Source organism: Kurthia massiliensis (assembly GCF_000285555.1).
GTDB classification, from domain to species: domain Bacteria; phylum Bacillota; class Bacilli; order Bacillales_A; family Planococcaceae; genus Kurthia; species Kurthia massiliensis.
In genome coordinates this window covers 137935-160456 of the sequence record NZ_HE610996.1, presented here as the reverse complement: position 1 = coordinate 160456, position 22522 = coordinate 137935, and the positions used below count along the sequence as shown (strand labels likewise).

At 40.1% G+C, this 22522-nt stretch carries 25 protein-coding genes; 24 read left to right on the top strand and 1 reads right to left on the bottom strand.

Annotation, left to right across the window (positions count from 1 at the left end; all coding sequences use genetic code 11):
* Positions 1-628: 628 nt before the first annotated feature.
* From hbs to KMHG_RS01115, 19 genes are all read left to right on the top strand, one after another.
* Positions 629-904, top strand: coding sequence for a non-specific DNA-binding protein Hbs (gene hbs / locus KMHG_RS01205; protein WP_010286127.1), 276 nt, complete (start codon positions 629-631; stop codon positions 902-904).
* Between the two features lie 264 nt (positions 905-1168).
* On the top strand, positions 1169-1762 hold the full coding sequence (folE, locus tag KMHG_RS01200) for a GTP cyclohydrolase I FolE (RefSeq protein ID WP_010286126.1): 594 nt from the start codon (positions 1169-1171) through the stop codon (positions 1760-1762).
* A gap of 60 nt (positions 1763-1822) precedes the next feature.
* A complete protein-coding gene (gene mtrB, locus KMHG_RS01195) occupies positions 1823-2044 on the top strand; it encodes a trp RNA-binding attenuation protein MtrB (RefSeq protein ID WP_010286125.1) in 222 nt (73 codons plus the stop codon).
* A gap of 33 nt (positions 2045-2077) precedes the next feature.
* Positions 2078-2824 carry a heptaprenyl diphosphate synthase component 1 gene (locus KMHG_RS01190; protein WP_010286124.1) on the top strand — a complete coding sequence of 249 codons (747 nt, stop codon included), beginning with the start codon at positions 2078-2080 and terminating at the stop codon, positions 2822-2824.
* Positions 2825-2844: 20 nt separating this feature from the next.
* Entirely contained in the window at positions 2845-3552 is a 708-nt protein-coding gene (locus KMHG_RS01185; protein ID WP_010286123.1) for a demethylmenaquinone methyltransferase, read from the top strand.
* An 18-nt stretch (positions 3553-3570) separates the two neighbouring features.
* Positions 3571-4545 (top strand): heptaprenyl diphosphate synthase component II, encoded by a 975-nt coding sequence (hepT, locus tag KMHG_RS01180; RefSeq protein WP_026021963.1) that lies wholly within the window; start codon positions 3571-3573, stop codon positions 4543-4545.
* A gap of 99 nt (positions 4546-4644) precedes the next feature.
* Positions 4645-5064 carry a nucleoside-diphosphate kinase gene (gene ndk / locus KMHG_RS01175; protein WP_010286120.1) on the top strand — a complete coding sequence of 140 codons (420 nt, stop codon included), beginning with the start codon at positions 4645-4647 and terminating at the stop codon, positions 5062-5064.
* 106 nt (positions 5065-5170) lie between these two features.
* Positions 5171-5944 (top strand): CheR family methyltransferase, encoded by a 774-nt coding sequence (locus tag KMHG_RS01170; RefSeq protein WP_010286117.1) that lies wholly within the window; start codon positions 5171-5173, stop codon positions 5942-5944.
* 236 nt (positions 5945-6180) lie between these two features.
* On the top strand, positions 6181-7362 hold the full coding sequence (gene aroC / locus KMHG_RS01165) for a chorismate synthase (RefSeq protein ID WP_010286116.1): 1182 nt from the start codon (positions 6181-6183) through the stop codon (positions 7360-7362).
* 2 nt (positions 7363-7364) lie between these two features.
* Entirely contained in the window at positions 7365-8453 is a 1089-nt protein-coding gene (gene aroB / locus KMHG_RS01160) for a 3-dehydroquinate synthase (protein ID WP_010286115.1), read from the top strand.
* A complete protein-coding gene (gene aroH / locus KMHG_RS01155) occupies positions 8450-8812 on the top strand; it encodes a chorismate mutase (RefSeq protein WP_010286113.1) in 363 nt (120 codons plus the stop codon). Before aroB ends, aroH begins: the two co-directional genes overlap by 4 nt.
* A 27-nt stretch (positions 8813-8839) precedes the next feature.
* Positions 8840-9943: a histidinol-phosphate transaminase gene (gene hisC, locus KMHG_RS01150; RefSeq protein WP_010286112.1), complete on the top strand. Its 1104-nt coding sequence runs from the start codon at positions 8840-8842 to the stop codon at positions 9941-9943.
* A complete protein-coding gene (locus KMHG_RS01145) occupies positions 9940-11037 on the top strand; it encodes a prephenate dehydrogenase (RefSeq protein ID WP_010286108.1) in 1098 nt (365 codons plus the stop codon). The genes hisC and KMHG_RS01145 overlap by 4 nt, the downstream gene beginning before the upstream one ends.
* A 17-nt stretch (positions 11038-11054) precedes the next feature.
* Positions 11055-12341: a 3-phosphoshikimate 1-carboxyvinyltransferase gene (gene aroA / locus KMHG_RS01140; protein ID WP_010286105.1), complete on the top strand. Its 1287-nt coding sequence runs from the start codon at positions 11055-11057 to the stop codon at positions 12339-12341.
* Between the two features lie 128 nt (positions 12342-12469).
* Positions 12470-13729, top strand: a complete 1260-nt coding sequence (locus KMHG_RS01135) for a tetratricopeptide repeat protein (protein WP_010286104.1) — start codon at positions 12470-12472, stop codon at positions 13727-13729.
* A gap of 20 nt (positions 13730-13749) precedes the next feature.
* Positions 13750-14298, top strand: a complete 549-nt coding sequence (locus KMHG_RS01130; RefSeq protein WP_010286103.1) for a ReoY family proteolytic degradation factor — start codon at positions 13750-13752, stop codon at positions 14296-14298.
* Between the two features lie 81 nt (positions 14299-14379).
* Entirely contained in the window at positions 14380-14967 is a 588-nt protein-coding gene (lhaT, locus tag KMHG_RS01125; protein WP_010286102.1) for a lipoprotein heptaprenylglyceryl N-acetyltransferase LhaT, read from the top strand.
* A 57-nt stretch (positions 14968-15024) separates the two neighbouring features.
* A complete protein-coding gene (locus KMHG_RS01120; protein WP_026021962.1) occupies positions 15025-15714 on the top strand; it encodes a zinc metallopeptidase in 690 nt (229 codons plus the stop codon).
* A 253-nt stretch (positions 15715-15967) separates the two neighbouring features.
* Positions 15968-16696 carry a C40 family peptidase gene (locus KMHG_RS01115; RefSeq protein WP_010286098.1) on the top strand — a complete coding sequence of 243 codons (729 nt, stop codon included), beginning with the start codon at positions 15968-15970 and terminating at the stop codon, positions 16694-16696.
* Between the two features lie 102 nt (positions 16697-16798).
* On the opposite strand, the gene KMHG_RS01110 is transcribed toward KMHG_RS01115, so the two are convergent.
* Entirely contained in the window at positions 16799-17659 is an 861-nt protein-coding gene (locus KMHG_RS01110) for a YitT family protein (RefSeq protein ID WP_010286096.1), read from the bottom strand.
* A 197-nt stretch (positions 17660-17856) separates the two neighbouring features.
* On the opposite strand from KMHG_RS01110, the gene dapB reads away from it, so the two are divergent.
* The 5 genes from dapB to KMHG_RS01085 all read left to right on the top strand — a co-directional run bounded on the left by dapB (position 17857) and on the right by KMHG_RS01085 (position 22419).
* On the top strand, positions 17857-18654 hold the full coding sequence (gene dapB, locus KMHG_RS01105) for a 4-hydroxy-tetrahydrodipicolinate reductase (RefSeq protein WP_010286094.1): 798 nt from the start codon (positions 17857-17859) through the stop codon (positions 18652-18654).
* 15 nt (positions 18655-18669) lie between these two features.
* Positions 18670-19089 carry a methylglyoxal synthase gene (mgsA, locus tag KMHG_RS01100; RefSeq protein WP_010286093.1) on the top strand — a complete coding sequence of 140 codons (420 nt, stop codon included), beginning with the start codon at positions 18670-18672 and terminating at the stop codon, positions 19087-19089.
* Positions 19090-19162: 73 nt separating this feature from the next.
* Positions 19163-20308, top strand: coding sequence for an N-acetyl-alpha-D-glucosaminyl L-malate synthase BshA (bshA, locus tag KMHG_RS01095; protein WP_026021961.1), 1146 nt, complete (start codon positions 19163-19165; stop codon positions 20306-20308).
* Entirely contained in the window at positions 20289-21452 is a 1164-nt protein-coding gene (locus KMHG_RS01090) for a CCA tRNA nucleotidyltransferase (protein WP_010286091.1), read from the top strand. Before bshA ends, KMHG_RS01090 begins: the two co-directional genes overlap by 20 nt.
* Positions 21436-22419, top strand: a complete 984-nt coding sequence (locus KMHG_RS01085) for a biotin--[acetyl-CoA-carboxylase] ligase (RefSeq protein WP_010286090.1) — start codon at positions 21436-21438, stop codon at positions 22417-22419. The genes KMHG_RS01090 and KMHG_RS01085 overlap by 17 nt, the downstream gene beginning before the upstream one ends.
* The last annotated feature ends 103 nt before the right edge of the window (positions 22420-22522 follow it).

The window sequence follows — 22522 nt, the reverse complement described above, 5'->3', positions numbered from 1 at the left end:
AGAGCAATGATTCTTATTGAATCGTTGCTCTTTTTGGGGTTTTTTGAAAAAAATTATCATACAAAATGCTCAAAATCTTTAGAATACGTATTCAGTAAAAAAGCGGTTCGTTATTGATATGACAACGTTTTACATCTATGAATTTTGTCGTGTAAAATACCATTTTATTTTATTGCAATAAAATTCTGAAAATATAGAAGTACAAACGCTTTTTAAGATAACTTCGCAAAACATCAAGAAATGACGACAAAATACATGATTTATCAGTAAAAAGCGAACATATGTTCATTTTTTGACGAATAAACATAAAATGTAAAATAAAACCATAAATGGATATTTAACATCTTAATAGTATTCTATTATATAAATTTTTTTCGTAAAATCCGCGTTTTTAGTTGCAAAAACCGATGGATATTCGCCATAATAAAAATATGAACAAAACGGTTAAAAACACGTATAAACCGCGCTACATCAACTTTTATGATAGGTTAAAAGGTCTATTTTACCCGAATGAGGGTTAAAGTTGCCGAAAGTTGGTAAAAGGAGTATAAATATGGTTGCATAGCAATATTGGAGTGTGATAATCTTTTTACATGATTTCGCACTACCTTGAGAGGAGGTGACTAGTATGAACAAAACAGAACTAGTAAATGCTGTTGCAGAAGCTGCAGAACTTTCTAAAAAAGACGCTAGCAAAGCGGTTGAAGCTGTATTCGAAACAATTCAAGACGCACTTGCAAAAGGCGATAAAGTACAATTAATCGGTTTTGGTAACTTTGAAGTACGTGAACGTGCGGCTCGTAAAGGTCGTAACCCACAATCTGGCGAAGAAATCGAAATCGCAGCAAGCAAAGTACCTGCTTTCAAACCAGGTAAAGCGCTTAAAGATGCGGTTAAAGCTTAATTTGCGCATTACATAAGGAGCTGTGACGAGTGATTATGCCTGTCACAGTTCCTTTTTTGTAAGCGTATGCTTTAGTCACCTTCTTGTAAAAAGTCCGGGTCATAATTGATGCGGGCTTTTTTTGTATACATAATTCGGATTTTAGTGTCGTTGCATTGTGTAAATTTATGAGCGATTTAAGTCAATCATGCTTTGCGTGTAGTGCGCCATTATGCTAACATCTAGTTTGAGAAACGTATTGCTTTTATATGGAGGAACGAAACATTGACAAACACGACAGAACAGACAAATAAAAAAGTTGATTTAGATAAAATAAAGCAAGCTGTCACAATGATTTTAGAAGCAGTTGGGGAAGATCCAACTCGTGAAGGCTTAGCGGATACACCGAAACGCGTTGCAAAAATGTATGCCGAAATGTTTGCAGGTTTGCACACGGATGCACGTGAATATTTTGAAACAGTTTTCCACGAAGGACACGATGAAGTTGTACTCGTAAAAGATATTCCTTTCTTCTCAATGTGCGAACACCATCTCGTACCATTTTACGGTAAAGCCCATGTCGCTTACATTCCACAAAATGGTGTTGTTGCTGGTCTAAGCAAATTAGCGCGTACGGTAGATACAGTTGCCCGTCGACCACAATTGCAAGAACGTATTACGTCAGAAGTGGCAGAAATCTTAGAAGAAAAGTTAAATCCACAAGGTGTGTATGTCGTGATTGAAGCAGAGCACATGTGTATGACAATGCGAGGCATTAAAAAGCCAGGTGCAAAAACGATTACAACGGTTGCGAAAGGCGTATTTGAGACCGATGAAGTAAAACGTTCAGAAATTTTGTCATTCATTCAAATGTCTTAAAATAGACCTATTTTTATGATATGATAGAGAAAGCAAACTTTGAATAAAGGAGCGGTAGACATGTCACAAAATGATTATGTCGTTATTCGTGCGGAAGAAGATGGCGTTCACGTGATCGGCTTAACTCGCGGCGACGATACGAAATTTCATCACTCTGAAAAGCTAGACAATGGCGAAGTGATGATCGCACAATTCACCGAAAATACGTCAGCGATGAAAATCCGTGGTCAAGCGGAAATTCAAACAGCGCACGGCGTAATGTATAGCGGTCCGAAAAAATAGTTTTTGAGGAAATGAACTGAATGGAGAAATTTTATGATTGCAACAACTATCGAACAAAAAGTAGCACAGTTTAAACAAAATATTTTCAAAAAATTGCATCATAGAACGCTCCTTGAATATACAGGTCAACCAGTTGTTTCAGATGATGAATTGCTCTATTTGTTATTGCCTGCATTAAACGGCGAGCCATGGACTGACAAGCAACAGCTTGCAGCAATGGGTGTCGCGATTAATATGGCAGCTTTAAATACGCATGACTTGATTGAAGAACAGGATGCGACATCAAAGGCGCAGCAATTAGCTGTACTTGCGGGCGACTTGTATAGTGGCGTTTATTATGCAACGCTTGCCGAAGTAGGCGACGTCCTATTGATTCGAACGATTACAGCATCTGTTGCGACAATTAGTGAAGAAAAAGCAAAGCTATATGAACCGATTCATCAATCACTCGACATGTGGCTTGAGGCGCTCAAAACAATTGAGAGCGATTCAATTCGTCATTTCTTTAAGCATTATCATCTAGAACACTACACGCCATTTGCACAAAGTGGCTTATTACTAAAGAGACTTGCAGAGGAAATCGCTGCATTATCTAACGGCACGACAACGCGTTTTACCGACGCACTTGCAAAAACAAACGATAATGTAGCAGCGTTATTACGAGAAGCATATGAGCAGCTCGCTACAACTTATGAAAATGTTGTTTCCACTTCTCCAATATTGCATGACGATGTGAAAGAATGGATTGTAAGTCGCATTCATGAGCTAAAAACGAATTAAGAGAAGGGTGACACTTAATAATGGCACAACAAACAAAAGAACAACGCGTACACGAAGTATTTGAAAACATTTCTGGAAGCTATGACAAAATGAACTCTGTTATCAGTTTCCAATTGCATAAATTATGGCGTAAAGATACAATGGCGCGCATGGCTGTAAAACCAGGTTCTAAATCACTTGACGTATGCTGCGGTACAGCAGATTGGACGATTGCGATGTCAGAAGCAGTCGGTCCAACAGGCGAAGCGTACGGATTAGATTTCAGCCAAAACATGCTAAATGTCGGCATCGAAAAAACAAAACATATCGACAACATTACGTTAATTCAAGGGAATGCGATGGAGCTTCCGTTTGAAGACAATACTTTTGACTACGTAACAGTCGGTTTCGGCTTACGTAACGTACCGGATTATTTACAAGCATTACGCGAAATGAATCGCGTCGTAAAACCGGGTGGTAAAGTCGTATGTCTTGAAACATCACAATCGGAAATTCCAGGCTACCGCCAATTATTCCGTCTATACTTCAACTACATTATGCCGATCTTCGGTAAAGTATTTGCGAAAAGCTATAAAGAGTATTCTTGGTTACAAGAATCTGCGAATGCTTTCCCAGGCGTAAAACAATTGAAAAAAATGTTCGAAAAAGCTGGCATGGTAGACGTGTCTTATAAACCATATAGCGGTGGCGCTGCAGCAGTACACATTGGCCACAAAAAACAACAATAGGCGGGAGAAGGTATTCAAGTGGAAAAGATGAAGCTAAAAATGCTTTATGCTGACTTAAAGTCGGATATTGATGTCATCGAAAAAGAATTAGAAATAGCGGTGGGCTCGTCTTCACACTTTCTGAATGAGGCTTCTTTACATCTATTACAGGCTGGGGGAAAACGCATTCGCCCAGTTTTTGTTTTGCTTGCGGCAAAATTTGGACATTACGATATCCAAAAAATCAAGCACGTAGCTGTACCGCTTGAGCTCATCCATATGGGCTCGCTCGTACATGATGATGTCATTGATAATTCAGAAATGCGAAGAGGCCGTCCAACGGTAAAGGCACAATTTAATAACCGAATTGCAATGTATGACGGTGACTTTATTTTTGCGAAGGCGTTGGAGCATATGACGTATGTCGACGATGCAGAAGCACATGAAGTGTTGTCGAAAACGATGGTTGAAATTTGTATCGGTGAAATTTTGCAAGTGGAAGATAAGCGTACGCTTGATCAAAACTTACGTGATTATTTCCGCCGCATTAAACGCAAAACAGCGATTTTAATTTCAACGAGTTGTCGCTTAGGTGCCATTGCAGCAGGTACTGACAAACGCACAGCATGGCACTTAGAACGATTCGGTTACTATGTCGGCATGAACTTCCAAATAATGGACGATATTTTAGACTTTACGTCATCAGATAAAAAGCTCGGCAAACCAGCAGGTAGTGATTTAATGCAAGGAAACGTGACGTTACCTGCATTGTATGCACGTAGCGATGCGGCAATTAAACCGTTAATGGAGCGCGCATTGACAGGTGAGATGACGGAAGCAGAACGTCAAGAAATGTTGCGCTTAATGCGTAAGTCAGATGCGATGAAGCGCGCACAACACGTCGCAGAACTATATTTACAAAAGGCATTGCGTGAATTAGATGCATTACCAGATCATAAAGTGAAAAAATCACTGAAAGATATTGCATCATACATGGGAAAACGTAAATTTTAGGCGTTTCTCGTATATATTTTGTTGAATCTTGTATTATTCAATGATACTATTTAATCTGGGTCTAAAACCTGTATATAACTTGAAGGAGTGTAATTAAACATGGCTATCCAAAAAACATTTTTAATGGTAAAACCAGACGGCGTTAAACGTCAATTAGTTGGTGATATCGTAGATCGTTTCGAACGTAAAGGTTTCGAACTTAAAGGCGCAAAACTTATGCAAATCTCTCAAGAGCTTGCTGAAAAACACTACGCTGAGCACGCTGAACGTCCATTCTTCGGTGAATTAGTAGAATTCATCACTTCTGGTCCAGTATTCGCAATGGTATGGGAAGGCGAAAACGTTATCTCTGTAGCACGTCTTATGATGGGCGCTACTAACCCTGCTGAATCTCAACCAGGAACAATCCGCGGTGACTACTCAACTACAGTATCTCACAACGTAATCCACGGTTCTGACTCATTAGCAGCTGCAGAACGCGAAATCGGTTTATTCTTCACTGAAGGCGAATTACACTAATTCGAAGCCATTTCAAAAAGCGAAGTCGAAATTTCGACTTCGCTTTTTTTATATTTCACAATAGAGTATAATGAATATAGGACTTTAGGGAAGGAAACGAGGACTTATGACAGATTACGAACAGTTTGTGGAAAGTATTAAACGAAAAACAGGCATTGATTTAGCTTTATATAAAGAAGCACAAATGAAAAGACGTTTGACGTCACTATACGAGAAAAAAGGCTACAAAAACTTTGTAGATTTTTTCAAGGCGATCGATAGTGACCGCGTTTTATTAGATGAGTTTTTAGATCGTATGACGATCAACGTGTCAGAGTTTTACCGTAACGGCAAACGTTGGGAAGTATTAGACCAAAAAATCTTCCCGAGGCTGCTAAAAGAGAATAAACGTTTAAAGGTGTGGAGTGCAGCTTGCTCGACAGGTGAAGAGCCATATTCTCTTGCGATGGTATTATCAAAGCACGTGCCGTTATCTCAAGTAAATATTAAAGCAACGGATTTAGATAACAACGCGATTGCGAAAGCAAAAGCAGGTATTTATCCTGAGCGTTCATTAGCAGAAGTACCTGCTGATATGAAACATAAATATTTCACACAAGAAGGCGCTTTTTATAAAGTATCAAACGACATTAAAAATACAGTCGCCTTTAAAAACCACAACTTACTAAAAGACAATTACGAATCAGGCTTTGACTTAATCGTTTGTCGTAATGTCATGATCTATTTTACAGAAGAAGCGAAAGATCAAATTTATGCGAACTTTAGCAAAGCATTACGTCCAGGTGGCGTGCTATTTGTTGGTAGCACCGAACAAATCTTTAATCCTGCACGCTACGATTTTGAAATTGAAGATACGTTTTTCTATCGTAAAAAATCATAGGTTACGTTTCTCAATGATCGAACGAGGGCATTCCGAATTGTCGGAGTGTTCTTTTTTGTATACAGATAGAAGATGAAAACCTTTACATTATGCTACGCAAAAAAACAACCGCTAAAATATTTAAAAATTTCAGTCAATTTATGTGTATAATAGGAATTAGTACTGTAATTTACTAAAAAATATGTTATAGTGAAAAACATATAATTTAATGCGTTGAAGGGAGAAAGTGTTTACAAATGAGATATTTAACAGCAGGCGAGTCACATGGACCGCAATTAACGACAATTATTGAGGGGCTTCCTTCATTATTACCATTAAAAGCAGAAGACATTAACGAAGGACTAAAACGTCGCCAAGGTGGTCACGGCCGTGGTCGTCGTATGCAAATCGAAACGGATACAGTAGCCATTACGTCAGGTGTACGTCACGGTAAAACATTAGGCTCTCCAGTAGCGCTCGTTGTCACAAATGATGACTGGTCACATTGGACAAAAATTATGGGTGCTGAGCCACTACCGGAAGATATCGACCCTTCTGAAATTAAACGTCAAATTTCACGTCCACGTCCAGGACACGCAGATTTAGTCGGTGGCATGAAATATGGTCACCGCGATTTACGAAACGTCTTGGAACGTTCGTCAGCACGTGAAACGACAGTACGTGTAGCTGTTGGCGCTGTAGCGAAAAAGCTACTTGCTGAACTTGGTATTCAAGTTGTCGGCTACGTAACGGAAATCGGTGGCGTCGAAGCGAGCAAAGAAGCGACAGCTGGCAAGTCTGTTGAAGAAATTCGCACGATTATTGAATCAGACCCTTGTTACTGTGCAGATGCAGAAGCGTCAGCAAAAATGGTCGAAAAAATTGATGCAACGAAAAAAGCAGGCGACTCAATCGGTGGTATCGTCGAAGTAATCGTTGAAGGGATGCCAGCAGGCGTTGGTTCATACGTCCATTACGACCGTAAATTAGATGGTAAACTAGCACAAGCGATGCTTTCAATCAACGCATTTAAAGGGGTAGAATTTGGTATTGGTTTTGATGCGGCACACGTACCAGGTTCACAAGTTCATGATGAAATTATTTGGGATGAAGAACAAGGCTACACACGCCGTACGAACCGCTTAGGTGGTCTTGAAGGCGGTATGTCTACAGGAATGCCAATTGTCGTACGTGGTGTGATGAAACCAATTCCAACGCTTTACAAACCGCTTCAATCAGTTGATATTGAAACGAAAGAAGCATTTAAAGCGAGCGTTGAACGTAGTGATGCGTGTGCAGTACCAGCAGCTTCAGTCGTTGCAGAGCACGTCATTGCATTTGAAATTGCAAAAGCGATTTTAGAGCAGTTCCATGCGGATCAATTCCCACAACTGAAAAAACAAATTGATGAATTAAAACAATATACGAAGGAGTTTTAAACATGAACATTCCTGTTGAAACACCTTCTCATCAATACGAAGTACGTATCGGCGATCATAATTTAACTGCTGATATACAATCGATTGATCCAATCATTCAAAAAGCGGATAAATTAATCGTCTTAACCGATGAAAACGTTTGGCAATTGCACGAAGAAACGTTTACGAAAGCATTTCCGTATCCGTTTACCGTACATGTCATGCCCGCAGGAGAAGCGTGTAAGACATTTGAAAATTATTATGCTGTACAAACATTTTTGTTAGAACAAAAAGCGACGCGTAAAACGATGATTTTCGCATTTGGTGGCGGTGCAGTAGGCGACTTAACAGGATACGTTGCTGCGACGTTTATGCGTGGTGTACCGTTCGTACAAATTCCGACGACGATTTTAGCGCATGATTCAGCTGTCGGTGGTAAAACAGCGATTAACCATCCACTCGGTAAAAATATGATCGGTGCATTTTATCAACCAGAAGCGGTCATTTACGATATCCGCTTTTTAGAAACATTACCGAAACGTGAAGTACGTTCTGGTATGGCGGAAACGGTGAAACATGCATTTATTTCGAATCGTCAGTGGCTAGATTCATTATTACAACATACTGTTTATGACTTTGAAGGTACAGCACTTGCTGAACAACTTGAAAAAGGCATTCGCGTAAAAGCGGATATCGTTGCACGCGATGAGGAAGAACATTCCGTACGTAAGTTTTTAAATTTCGGTCATACTTATGGCCATGCGATTGAAGCAGCTTCTGGGTTCGGGAAAGTCGCACACGGTGAGGCTGTCATGATCGGTATCGTTTATGCGTTATTGATCGGTGAAAAATATAGCCAACTATCACATGACTTTACGAAAGAAGTACTAGCATTTGCATTGCGCAGTGAGTATCCATTTGAAGCAGTATCGAACTTTACATTTGAAACGTTACTGAACTATATGATGAAAGATAAAAAAGTGGAGTATGGCAAGTTACAGTTCGTATTGCTCGATGAAGTCGGAGCACCTTTCGTACAAGAAATTTCAGCCGATGAAGCACGAGAAGCGGATACGCGCTTGCGCAAGTTATTACAGGAGGTTGGGAAATGATTCGAGGGATTCGAGGAGCGATTACCGTTCAAGAAGATGAGGCGACAGCTGTATTAGCTGAAACGACAACATTATTAACCGCAATTATTGAAGCAAACAATATTGAACCATCACAAGTATCATCGGTTATTGCGACAACAACACCGGACATTACGAGCGCTTTTCCAGCAAAAGCTGTCCGTACATATGAAGGCTGGGATTACGTGCCAGTTATGTGCATGCATGAGATGAATGTTGAAGGAGCATTGCCACTATGTATCCGTTTAATGGTAAACGTTGAAACAGAAGTGGCACAAAAAGATATTCAGCACATTTATTTAAATGATGCCATTAAATTACGACCAGATTTAGTGAAATAAACATTTTTTATAAAGAGGCGATTTAGGATGAAATGGAAAGAAACTGTTAAAGGATTAAAAGCTTATGAACCAGGTAAACCAATTGATGCGGTAAAACGTGAATTCGGTCTAGAAGAAATTACAAAATTAGCATCAAATGAAAACCCACTAGGTTGTTCACCAAAAGTAAACGCATTTTTAAAAGAAACAGACTTCAACTTTGCGATTTATCCAGACGGCTACGCACAAAATATGCGTACAGCTGTTGCCGAACATGCAGGTGTACCAGAACGCGATTTATTATTCGGGAATGGCTCAGATGAAATCATTAGCATTATTTCACGTTCATTATTAGGACCTGGCACAAACACAGTCATGGCAAAACCAACATTCTCACAATATAAATTAAACGCACAAATCGAAGGCGCAGAAGTACGCGAAGTACCGCTAAACGATAAACGCGAACATGATTTAGATGCAATGCTAGCACAAGTAGATGACAACACATCAGTCGTATGGATTTGCAGCCCGAACAATCCAACAGGTGGCGTGACGAACCGTTCAGCTATTGAAAACTTCTTAGCAAAATTACCAGCAGATGTATTAGTCGTACTTGATGAAGCATATATCGAATACGTAACAGATCCAAATTATCCAGATACATTACCACTTTATAAACAATATCCAAACTTATTATTAATGCGTACGTTCTCAAAAGCTTACGGCTTAGCAGCATTCCGTGTCGGTTATGCGATCGGTCAAGAAGCACTCGTACGTAAATTAGATCCTGTACGCGCACCATTCAATAACACAGTGTTATCACAAGTAATCGTGCCAATCGCACTAAGTGACCAAGATTACATTGAAAAATGTCGCGCTGTCAATAAAGCCGGCAAAAAACAATACGTAGCATTTTGTGAACGTCACGGTTTAGATTACTACCCAAGTGATACAAACTTCATCTTATTCGAAATTAAAGCAGACAGTAATGAAGTATTCCAAGAATTAATGTCTCGCGGTTATATCGTTCGTAGCGGTGCTGCATTAGGTGTACCAAACTATTTACGTGTCACAATCGGTACGGAAGAACAAAACGCTGGCTTACTTGCACAACTTGAAGACATTTTAGCAACAAAAGGCGTACTTGCTTGAGACAAACCGTTCTGATCGTAGGGCTCGGACTCATTGGCGGCTCTGTCGCACTCGCTCTACAAAAATCACCGCAAAATTGGGTGATCGGTTATGATGAAAATCCAGATACGCTTCAAAGTGCAAAAGTGTTAGGGGTCGTTCATGAAACGACCAATGATCTACAGCAAGCGATTCGTTATGTTGATGTTTGTATTTTTGCGACACCAGTCAATGCCACATTGCACTGGATGGAGCAATTGAAAGATTGGGAGTTACCACCAAATATTATTATTTCTGATACGGGCAGTACGAAAGGGCTCATTATGCAAAAGGCAGAAGAGTTAGCAGCACGAGGCATTTCATTTATCGGCGGACATCCGATGGCAGGCTCGCATAAAAGTGGGGTACTTGCGGCGAAACCGATTTTGTTTGAAAATGCATATTATATGTTAACGCCACTAGCACAAGAGTCAGACAAAAAAGTTGCACAACTGCGTGAACTGTTAAAGCTTACGAACGCCAAGTTGATGGTCGTTGATGCGGAAGAGCACGATCATATGACATCGATTGTGTCGCATTTTCCACATATTGTAGCGGCATCACTCGTTCATCAATTATCAGAAGAAAATGAACAAAATCAGCTGACAAAACAATTAGCGGCTGGTGGTTTCCGAGATATGACGCGAATCGCCGCCTCTAACCCACAAATGTGGAGCGATATTTTGCAGCAAAACAAAAAGCATATTTTAGAACAACTTCATCGCTGGCAAGCTGAAATGCGTCGTGTAGAAACGATTTTAGAGCGCGACGACGAAGCGGAGTTAACAGCATTTTTTGCAGAAGCGAAACATTTCCGTGATGAACTACCACTGACACAAGGTGCGATGTTCTCGACATTCGACTTATATATCGATGTTCCTGACCACCCTGGTAGCATTGCAGAAGTGACGGCACTTCTTGCACAAGAACGTATTAGCATTACGAACATTCGAATCGTTGAAACACGTGAAGATGTGTTCGGGATTTTAGTCGTAAGCTTTACGGATGAAGAAGATCGTAAACGTGCGGCCGCGTGTATCGAATCACGCAGTCCGTATGAATATTATATTGCGTAGTAAAGGAGGACTTTTCTATGACGTCAAAAACGTTACAATTTCAAAAGCCTTCTTTGAAGGGAACAATTACAGTACCAGGAGATAAATCTATTTCTCACCGTTCGATTATGTTCGGTGCGATTGCGAAAGGTACGACGACGATCGATGGCTTTTTATTAGGAGATGATTGTTTAAGTACGATTGATTGTTTCCGTAAATTAGGCGTCGATATTACGTTAAATGATACGAACGTCACGATTAAAAGTGATGGCATGGATGCTTGGCAAGAGCCAACAGACATTTTATATACAGGTAATTCTGGCACGACGACACGCTTGATGTTAGGGTTACTTGCAGGTTCAAAAGTACACGCTGTATTAAACGGCGATGCATCAATCGGTAAACGTCCAATGAAACGCGTCATTAATCCATTACGTGAAATGGACGCGCACATTACAGGACGTTCAGATGGTCAATATACACCGCTTGCTGTGAAAGGGAAAACGTTAACACCGATTGATTACAAAATGCCTGTTGCAAGTGCACAAGTAAAATCAGCTATTTTATTAGCAGCTTTAAATGCAGATGGTACGACAATCGTACGTGAAGATGAACCATCTCGTGACCATACAGAACGTATGCTTCGCCAATTCGGTGCAACTATTACATCAGAAGATGGCGTCATTACGTTTAAAGGTGGTCAAAAGCTATCTGCAACGCACGTCTCTGTACCAGGCGATATTTCATCAGCAGCCTTTTTCCTAGTAGCTGGTGCACTTGCAAAAGAGAGTGAAATTACATTGCATAACGTTGGGTTAAATCCGACGCGTACAGGGATTATCGAAGCGCTTGAAGCGATGGGTGCCAATATGACGATTACGGTAGACGATGAAGCAGCAGCTGAACCGACGGGCACAATCGTTGTGAAAACATCATCATTACAAGCAACGACAATCGGTGGTGCTGTCATTCCACGTCTAATTGATGAAATTCCGATTATTGCGCTTCTTGCAACGCAAGCGAACGGTCAAACGATCATTAAAGATGCTGAAGAATTGAAAGTAAAAGAAACGAACCGTATTGATGCGGTCGTTGCGGAACTAACAAAATTAGGAGCCAACATTACAGCTACGGATGACGGTATGATTATTGAAGGGCCAACACCATTACATGGTGCAAGTCTTCGTACATACGGCGATCACCGTATCGGAATGATGGGCGCGGTCGCTGCACTTATTACCGATGGTGCAGTTGAATTAGATGATGCAGATTGTATTGCAGTCTCTTATCCAACATTCTTTGACGATTTACAAAAATTATACTAATGATAAAAGCATTGCATTACGCGCAAACTCGCATGATGCAATGCTTTTTTGGGCATTTTTCTTGTGAAAACGTCCGACCTCATGTACGATTAATAAATGACAAAATTCGTAGAATCAGGTGAGTTATTATGAACACGCAACAACCCGTTATTGACGCTATTCAAAATGGCGATTTACACGCATTAAAACACGCAATTGAAGATTTGTTAGTATCAGCAGATGCAAATGAGCAATATGAAATGGCTGATTACTTAATGAACTTTGGCTATATGAAACAAGCGGATGAAATTTATGCGCATTTAGTTTATTTATTCCCAGAGGAAGCACAACTAAAAATTGACCGTGCGACCGTACTGATGGAATTAGACCAAGAAGATGAAGCGTTAGAATTGTTAATGGATGTATCAGCAGATGCTGAAGAATATCCACAAGCATTGCTAGCACTTGCTGATTATTATCAAATGCAAGGTTTATATGAAGTCGCAGAACGTCATATTAATCATGCGATGGATTTATTACCGACAGAACCATTATTATTGTTTGCGAAAGCAGAGCTAATGATGGAAATGGGACGTTTATCAGAAGCGGCTCGTTTATACGAAGAACTGTATGAAACAGATAAAGAAATTGCCGGTGTACGTATTATTGAGCGCCTAGCAGATGTTCACCGTCAAGGTGGTTCTTATGAAGAAGCGCTTCATTATTATCAACATGCTTTAAAAGATACAACGTCTGCTGACTTACTGTTCGGAGCAGCGTATGCGGCATTCCAAGCAGAGCAATTTGAACAAGCGATTCGTTATTTAGAAGACTTAAAAGTATTTGACCCAGATTACTTCGCCGGATACTTATTACTTGCGCAAAGTTATGCAATGCAAGAAAATAATAAAAAGGCATTAGAAGTCATTAAAGAGGGTATTACAAGAGATGAGTACGATAAAGAATTGTACTTATTTGCAGGGAAAATGGCGATCAAAAATAGCTTACCAGAAGAAGCAGAACAATTTTTACGTCAAGCGATTGCGCTGGATCCTGAATATATGGAAGCTGTATTGGCACTTGTGTCAATGCTGTCTCACGACGAACGTGATGAAGAAACAATTGAAATTATTGAAGGACTTCAACATGATGACTTTGAATGGTCTACACTATCAGCATTCGCTGCTGAAGCATATGATCGCTTAGAGGAATATGACAAAGCACGTAAATATTACGCAAGTGCTTATGCAGATCATGATGAAGATGCCGCTTTCTTAGAGAAATATGTTTACTTCTTAATTGAAGATGGACAACATGCGCAAGCGAAAGAAGTCGCTACAAAATTACACAACCTACAGCCCGAAACGCAAGAATGGCTAGACTTACTGACTCGTTTTGATGAACAATAATCTGAGGAAGTGATAAATAGATGGAAACATCGGTTTCAAACAAAGATAAGAAAACATTCGTACGCTGGTTTTTAAAACGTTTTGATCTCAAACGTCGTGAATGTGTATGGATTTTAAATTATATTGTCGGTCATGAAGAATTACTAAGTCGCGTGCATTTTGTAGAAGATGCACATTACTGTCCACGTGCAATTGTAATGTCCACGACAGAATCGAGCGGTATTCCGTTCCGATTTTATAAAGGTAATATTATGACAGCAGATCCAGAAAAGTCATTTCATGATTTACGAATGAACATCGAAAAAGATATTTATATTCAACTGAATTTCCCGAAACAACCACCGACCGATTTGTATTTAGTCGTGGTAGAAGAAAATCCATACATCCCATCTTATATGCAAATTTCTTCTGAAGATAAAAAAGTGGCACAAAGTATGTTACAAAAAAGTATGTATGAGTTCCAACAACAAAAATTACTCGCAGACATTGACGTAGCATTAGACGCGGGCGACAAAGAAACATTTTTAACATTATCTGCCCAACTGAAACAATTAAATGAACAACGATAAAAAAAGAGTACTGGTAAAAATGGCCAGTACTCTTTTTTAATGTGCGCATATCCAATATAATCAAAGGAAGGAAGGTGACTTATGCAACGTATTCAACAAATTTTATTTGCAAAATGGTTTTTAATACTTTTATTACTTATTAATATAGGAGGAACAATTTACGGTTACATTTGGTATGGTTGGCAGCTAGAACGGACAGCGCCTATTTTTTGGATTTTCGTTCCGGATAGCCCGACAGCGACATTATTCTTTTGCTTTGCCATTATCGGCTGGCTGTTCAACAAACATTTTCGCTTGTTCGAAGCGCTCGCACTCGTTTCAAATTTAAAGTACGGCTTATGGGCGGTAGCGATGAATGGGTTAGCAATTGTCGAATTAGACGGCAATGTAGATATCACGGCATATATGCTTATTGCAAGCCACTTTTTAATGGCTGTACAAGCAGTGCTTTATATTCCGAAGTATGATTTCAAACCTGTACATATTATCGTGACAGCCATCATTGTTGTTCATAATGAAATCATTGATTATGTATTCGGTCAAATGCCAATTTATAGCATGCTAAACAAATATATGAATGAAATTGGTTACTTTACATTTTGGTTATCTATTGCTTGCATTCTATGCGCATTTTATGTCTATAAAAGAAGGCTTTCATTTGCGAAATAGTTGTTCAGCCTTATACAATAGAGATATGAAACTATGGGAGGAATGTAAAGCGTGTCTATCGTGATGATGATCATTTATTTCGCAGTGCTAATGCTTTTACCGCTCTATGCACAGCGAAAAGTTATGTCAACTTACAAAAAGTATGCACAAGTTCAGTCGACTTCGAACATGAGTGGTGCACAAGTTGCGCGCCGCATTTTAGACATGAACGGTTTAGAAGATGTTCGTGTTGAACGTGTCGAAGGTGTGCTTTCTGATCACTACGATCCAACAGATCGCGTCGTTCGCTTATCTGCGGACAATTACGACTACGCTTCAGTAGCGGGTACCGCTGTTGCAGCGCACGAAGTCGGTCATGCGATCCAACATAAAGAAGCGTACACATTTTTAACAGTACGCTCAAAACTTGTACCAGCGGCGAACATTTCGTCAAATGCGTCATGGATCTTTATTATGATCGGTGCGATTGCTTCTTGGCAGCCACTGATGCTAATCGGTATTGTCTTATTAGCGATTGGTGTGTTATTCCAAGTTGTCACATTACCGGTTGAGTTTGATGCTTCGAAGCGAGCGATGAATCAAATCGTAGAGCTTGGCATTATTAACAATCAAGAAGAGCCACATGCGCGCAAAGTATTAACAGCTGCTGCAATGACTTACGTTGCTGCTGCTGCCACTGCTGTCATGGAATTATTACGTTTAATTCTGATGTACACAGGTATGGGCGGCAATAATAACGAAGATTAAGTCGAAAAACACCGATTTCTATTAGAAATTGGTGTTTTTTTGTTTTTTTGGCGTTTTCATAATCAATTAAATATCATTTTTTGTCATAGAATGTCTTGTTTTTGTTACATTTCTGTAATCGTTTTGTTCTCTTATCGTATTGTTGATTGTGTAAAGTAGTACTTGTGAAAAGCAACACAAACTAAAATTTAAACATAACAACATTATTATATAAATCAACTAAACGAAACATGAAACGGAGAACAAATACATTATGACATTTACAAAAACTTTATCTTCATTAGCATTAGCATTAACGGTAGGCTTCACAGGTGTCGCAACGACAACAACACTTTCAGCACAACCAACAACAGCACAAGCGGCATCAGTAACAGCTTACAAAGCAAAATTATTCGTATCATCTTCAGACGGTACATTAAATATGCGTAAATCAGCAAGCGCAACTTCAGCAAAAGTACAAACATTAAAAAATGGTAAGCAAGTAAACGTATCGAAAAAAACAGTCGTAAACGGTACAACTTGGTACTACGGTACTGCTTCAGGTAAATCAGGTTGGATGAATGCGAAATACTTCGCTACTTCTAAAGCAGCTGTACAAAAAGTATCAAGCACAACAAGTTCAGTAAGCTCTGCAATTTCTTACGGTGCACGTTTCTTAGGCGTACGCTACGTATGGGGTGGTACAACACCATCTGGCTTTGACTGCTCAGGTTTCACAAGCTACGTTTATAGAAATGCACTAGGTAAATCATTACCACGTACATCAGCTGCACAATACTCGGCTTCTAAAAAGATCTCTAAAGCTAACTTACAAGTAGGCGATTTAGTATTCTTCAACACATCTGGTAGAGGTGTATCTCACGTAGCACTGTATGCAGGTAATAATAAATTACTTCACGCTGCAGGCAAACAAGTAAAATATTCTAACCTTTACGATGGTTACTGGAACAAGCGTATCGTTGGTTACGGTACATTCCGCTAATCATAGCGATATATAAAGCAAAAGGTGAGTCGCAAATGCGGCTCACCTTTTTTGTATACAATAAAAGCATTGCTTTTGCGCAATGCTTTAGAAATATAGTAATTAGCGTTCAATTGGTTGTTTTTTGTCGTCTAATGTAAATCCTTCACCGGCTACATCATGGACTTCTGAAATTGTCATAAAGGCATGTGGATCGATGCCGTTGACAATCGATTTAAGCTTGAACAATTCGTTTTTAGAAACGACACAATAAATGACACGTTTTTCTTCACGTGTATAATAGCCATTGCCATGTAACAACGTAACACCACGGTCTAATTGTTTCGCAATTTTGGCAGAAATCGCTTCATATTCAGAAGAGATAATAAAGGCACCACGTGCGGCGTAGGCCCCTTCTTGTACGAAGTCGATTACTTTTGCACAAACGAATACGAACACGAGCGTATAAATCGTCGTACGGGCATTTAAATAAGTGAGCATCGATAACGTAATAACGATGGCATCGATTAAGAGCATCGTTTTGCCCATCGACCAGCCGAAATATTTATGCACGACACGCGCGATAATATCAGCACCGCCCGTCGTGCCACCGTAGCGGAATACAATACCGAGACCGCCACCTAAAAATGCACCTGCTAGTAATGTCACAAGTAACATATCGTCATGTAAGTCGATATGGAAGTTTATGTTTTGGAACACTTTGATGAATACTGAAACAGAAATTGTGCCGACTAATGTGTAAACGAACGAGCGACGACCGAGAATTTTCCAACCAATAATAAACATTGGAATGTTCAAAATAATATTCATAATTGCTGGATCGAGTTTAAAGACGAAGTATAAAATTAACGTTACGCCGGTGATTCCACCTTCACCGAGCTCGTTTTCCATATTGAAATTAACGAGACCGAATGAATAAAGCGCCGCACCTAACATAATGAATAAAATATTTTTAAGTTTCAAGCCATGACCTCCTCAAAAATGATTTTTCTGCCAAGTCATACACGACTATGAGAAATTTTGGTACACTATGGGTAAGCCACATCATGTGGCTCATAGGTTTCTATTATCGTCGATTTCGACGTAATTGACAACCTTAATCGCTGAACGATTTATGTTCTAAAACAAGGGGTATACATACACATTGGAGGAATGACAGAATGACGATTCGCGTAGCAATTGCAGGCCCACGTGGCAAAATGGGGAAAGAAGCTGTACATACAGTAATGAAAGCAGATAATATGGAACTTGTAGCCGTATTAGATCATAAAGAAATTGCGGAAAATTTAACAGCATATACAGATTTTCCAGAACAATATGATGTGCCGGTCTTCACAGATTTAGAAGCGCTCATTACGACAGCAACACCCGAAGTATTTGTAGATTTAACGACGCCAAAAGCGGTATATACACATACGAAAACGTTATTGCAACACAACGTACGTCCCGTAATTGGTACGACGGGCTTTACAGATGAACAGTTACAAGAAGTAACAGACCTTGCAAAAGCAAACGGCACAGGTGCTATTATCGCGCCGAACTTTGCTATCGGTGCTGTATTAATGATGAAATTTGCAGCAGAGGCAGCGAAATATATGCCAGATGTTGAAATTATCGAGTTGCATCACGACCAAAAATTAGATGCACCATCTGGTACCGGTGTCAAAACGGCGCAATTAATTGCCCAAAACCGCCCAGCGCATAAACAAGGTCACCCAGAAGAACATGAAACGATTCAAGGTGCACGCGGTGGCGACATCGATGGCATGCGTATTCATAGTGTACGTTTACAAGGGTTAGTCGCACACCAAGAAGTACTATTTGGTGGCGAAGGTCAAATGCTAACGATTCGTCACGATTCATACAATCGCGGTTCATTTATGTCAGGTGTGAAATTATGTATTGAAAAAGTAACCGCACTCGATGAATTAGTGTACGGTTTAGAAAATTTATTATAGTAGGGAGTTCTTTTCATGAAAATCGCTTTGATTGCGCACGATAAGAAAAAGGATGATATCGTCCAATTTTCAGTTGCCTATGAAAGTATTTTAAAAGATCATGAGTTATACGCGACAGGTACGACAGGATTACGCATTATGGATGCAACGGAGTTAACGATTACACGTTTCCGTTCAGGCCCACTCGGTGGCGACCAACAAATCGGTGCGATGATTGCCGTAAATGATATGGATTTAGTGCTATTTTTCCGTGATCCATTAACAGCGCAACCTCATGAGCCAGACATTTCAGCGTTAATGCGTCTATGCGACGTTTATCAAGTACCGCTTGCTACAAACATGGGTACAGCTGAGGTGCTCTTAAAAGGACTACAAGAAGGATTTATCGATTGGCGCTTATTAGCTGAGCGCCGCAGTGCCTCACAAACAAAATAATATGATATTGTAAAGGTGTAGCTAGAGGTGGCTACACCTTTAGTATGACTGTAAATAAGAAAGGACAGGTCGGATGAGAAAATTAAAAATAGGGATTACGTGCTATCCGACAGTTGGTGGCTCTGGTGTGATGGCAACAGAGCTTGGCAAAATGTTAGCGGAGCGTGGACATGAAATTCACTTTATTACATCAAGTATGCCGTTTCGCTTAAATAAAGTATATCCAAATATCTTTTTCCACGAAGTAGAAGTCAATAACTATTCGGTATTCCAATACCCACCATACGATTTAGCGCTTGCAAGTAAAATTGCAGACGTTGTCAACGAACAACGTTTAGACGTATTGCATATGCATTATGCGATTCCGCATGCAGTATGTGCTGTATTAGCGCGCGATATGAGTGGAACGGATATCGGTATTGTGACGACGCTTCACGGTACAGATATTACGGTGCTCGGAGAAGATACGCTGTTACAAACAGCGATTAAATATGGCATCGATAAATCAGATATCGTTACAGCGGTATCGAATTCACTTAAACAGCAAACGTACGATTTAATCGATACGACAAAACCGATTGAAACGATTTACAACTTTATCGATGAACGCGAATATTATAAACGCGATAACTTAGAACTTCGCACAGGTTTTGGCATTCAACCGAACGAAAAAGTGCTCATTCACGTGTCAAACTTCCGTAAAGTGAAGCACGTACCAGATATCGTCGAGACATTTTTAAAAGTGCGAAAAGAAGTGCCATCAAAACTATTATTAGTCGGTGACGGTCCGGAAAAACATGAAGTTATGAAACAAGCGAAAGCAAGTGATTACACCGATGATATTTTATTCCTCGGACGTCAAGAAAACTTAGCAGAGCTTTATTCAATTAGTGATTTAAAATTACTCATGTCTGAAAAAGAAGCGTTCGGACTTGTATTACTTGAAGCGATGGCTTGTGGCGTACCAGGAATTGGTACACGTATTGGTGGTATACCAGAAGTTATTGTTGAAGGAGTAAATGGTTATATCGTTGAATTAGGTGATACAGATGCAGCAGCTGAAAAGGCGATTGCATTGCTGCAAGATGAAGAAAAGTTACGAGCATTTAGTGAAGCGGCTGAACGTCATGCGAATGAACAATTCCGTGCTGAAAAAATTGTCGCACAATATGAAGCATTGTATGAAAAGGTGGCAAGACATGACAACGATTCAATTTGATGCAGCGTTTGCGGTCATTGATCAACTTCAAGCTGCAGGATATGATGCGGTTATCGTTGGTGGTGCTGTACGTGATACGCTATTAGGATTACCGGTACATGACGTTGACGTTGCGACGAGCGCCTTGCCTGAGGAAACGAAGCGGGTCTTTAAAAAGACAGTAGATATTGGCATTGAGCATGGCACGATTCTCGTATTAGATGCAGGTGAGCCAATTGAAGTGACGACATTTCGGACAGAAGGTGAATATGCCGATCACCGCCGCCCAGATAAAGTCGATTTCGTTACGAATTTAGCGGAAGATTTAAAACGGCGCGATTTTACAATTAATGCGATGGCATTACGTTCGAAGCAAGAGATTGTTGATTTATTCGGTGGGAAAGCAGATTTAGCAGCGAAAATCGTTCGCGCTGTCGGCAACCCTGAAGAACGTTTTCGTGAAGATGCGTTACGAATGTTACGTGCTGTTCGCTTTAGTGCGAAATTGCATTTTGAAGTAGAAGCAAATACGTTAGCAGCGATTAAAACGTGTGCGAGTGATTTGCAATATATTGCGATTGAACGTATTAAATCTGAGTTTGACCAAATCGTTCGTAGTCAGCATCCGTATAAAGCGTTTCAATTGTTAGTCGATACAGGGCTTGCTACTTATTTACCAGGGACATTCCAACAAATTGACAAGCTTCAACAGTTCCATACAACGCACACGTTAACTGGTTGGGCGATGTTTAGCTACTTAGAACAAGATGAAGCGCTCATTACGAAATATCGTGGCGCAAATAAAGAAAAGCAATTTATTAAACAAGTGTTAGCAGCAATCGAAGCGTTAAAACGTCCGCTTGATGCACGTACACTATTTAATTTTGATGAAGATGTTTGGCAAGCAGCGGTACACATTTATAATCACGTTAGCGGTGAGACAATCGATATCGATGTACTACGACGCCGTAAAGCTGCTTTGCCGATTCAACATAAAGGGGAGATTGTCGTCACAGGTAAACATTTACTACAGTGGCGCGGTCAAAAAGGCGGTCCGTGGCTTGCGGAGGCGTTAGATGCATTATTAACGCTTATTGTGAGTGGACAGTTGGAAAATGATGAACAACAAATAAAGGGATGGTTCAACGATGAGTGGCAACGTTAAATATGAAATATTAAAACGACTGCAATGTGCAGAAGGTGCGCCGTTATCAGGACAACAAATTGCAACAGAGCTTGCAATTTCACGTACGGCCATTTGGAAGCATATGCAGCAGTTGAAAGAAGAAGGATACGATATCGAAACCGTGCATAAAAAAGGCTATATTTTAAAGCAAGCACCTGACGTACTCGATCCTGCAAAAATTCAAGCAGCCCTTCAAACGACGCATTTTGGTCACGTCGTACATTATGAAGAAGTGTTAGATTCAACACAGCCGGTCGCCCATAAATTGGCGCAAGAAGGTGCTCCTGAAGGGACGCTCGTCATCTGTGAAGCACAAACGCTCGGTCGTGGACGTATGATGCGTCCTTGGCATTCTGAAAAAGGGAAAGGCATTTGGATGAGTGTCATTTTACGTCCAGATGTGCCAACGCATAAAGCGCCACAATTTACACTCGTTGCAGCTGTCGCTGTTGCGCGTGCCATTGAAGATATGACGAACGTTCGTCCAGCAATTAAATGGCCGAATGATTTATTAATCAACGGATTAAAGTGCACAGGTATTTTAACAGAAATGCAAGCAGACCCAGACGGTGTTAATGCGCTTATTATGGGAATTGGCATTAATGCGAACCATGCACAAACAGATTTTAGTGAAGACATTCAAACGATTGCTACATCGCTTAAAATTGCTTCTGGTCAACAAGTCGACCGCGCTGAGCTCGTTGCACGTATTTTATATTATTTAGAACAATATAGTGCGATATATGTGCAAGAAGGCTTTTTAAATATTAAACGCGAGTGGGAAGCGTATTCTTGTACGCTTGGCAATCGTGTGCGTGCGACGACGACGCGCGATATATTTGTCGGTGAAGCGATTGAATTAACCGATGATGGCGTACTAAAAATCCGTCTCGATAACGGTGAAATAAAAGGCGTATATTCTGCCGATATTACGTTAGAAAACTAATGGAAGAGAACTGACATCGGTCGGTTCTCTTTTTGTATTAGGTGGAGCCGAACGATATGTGATAAAATCTTTGTATATTATGAACGGAAAGTGTGAAGTAAAT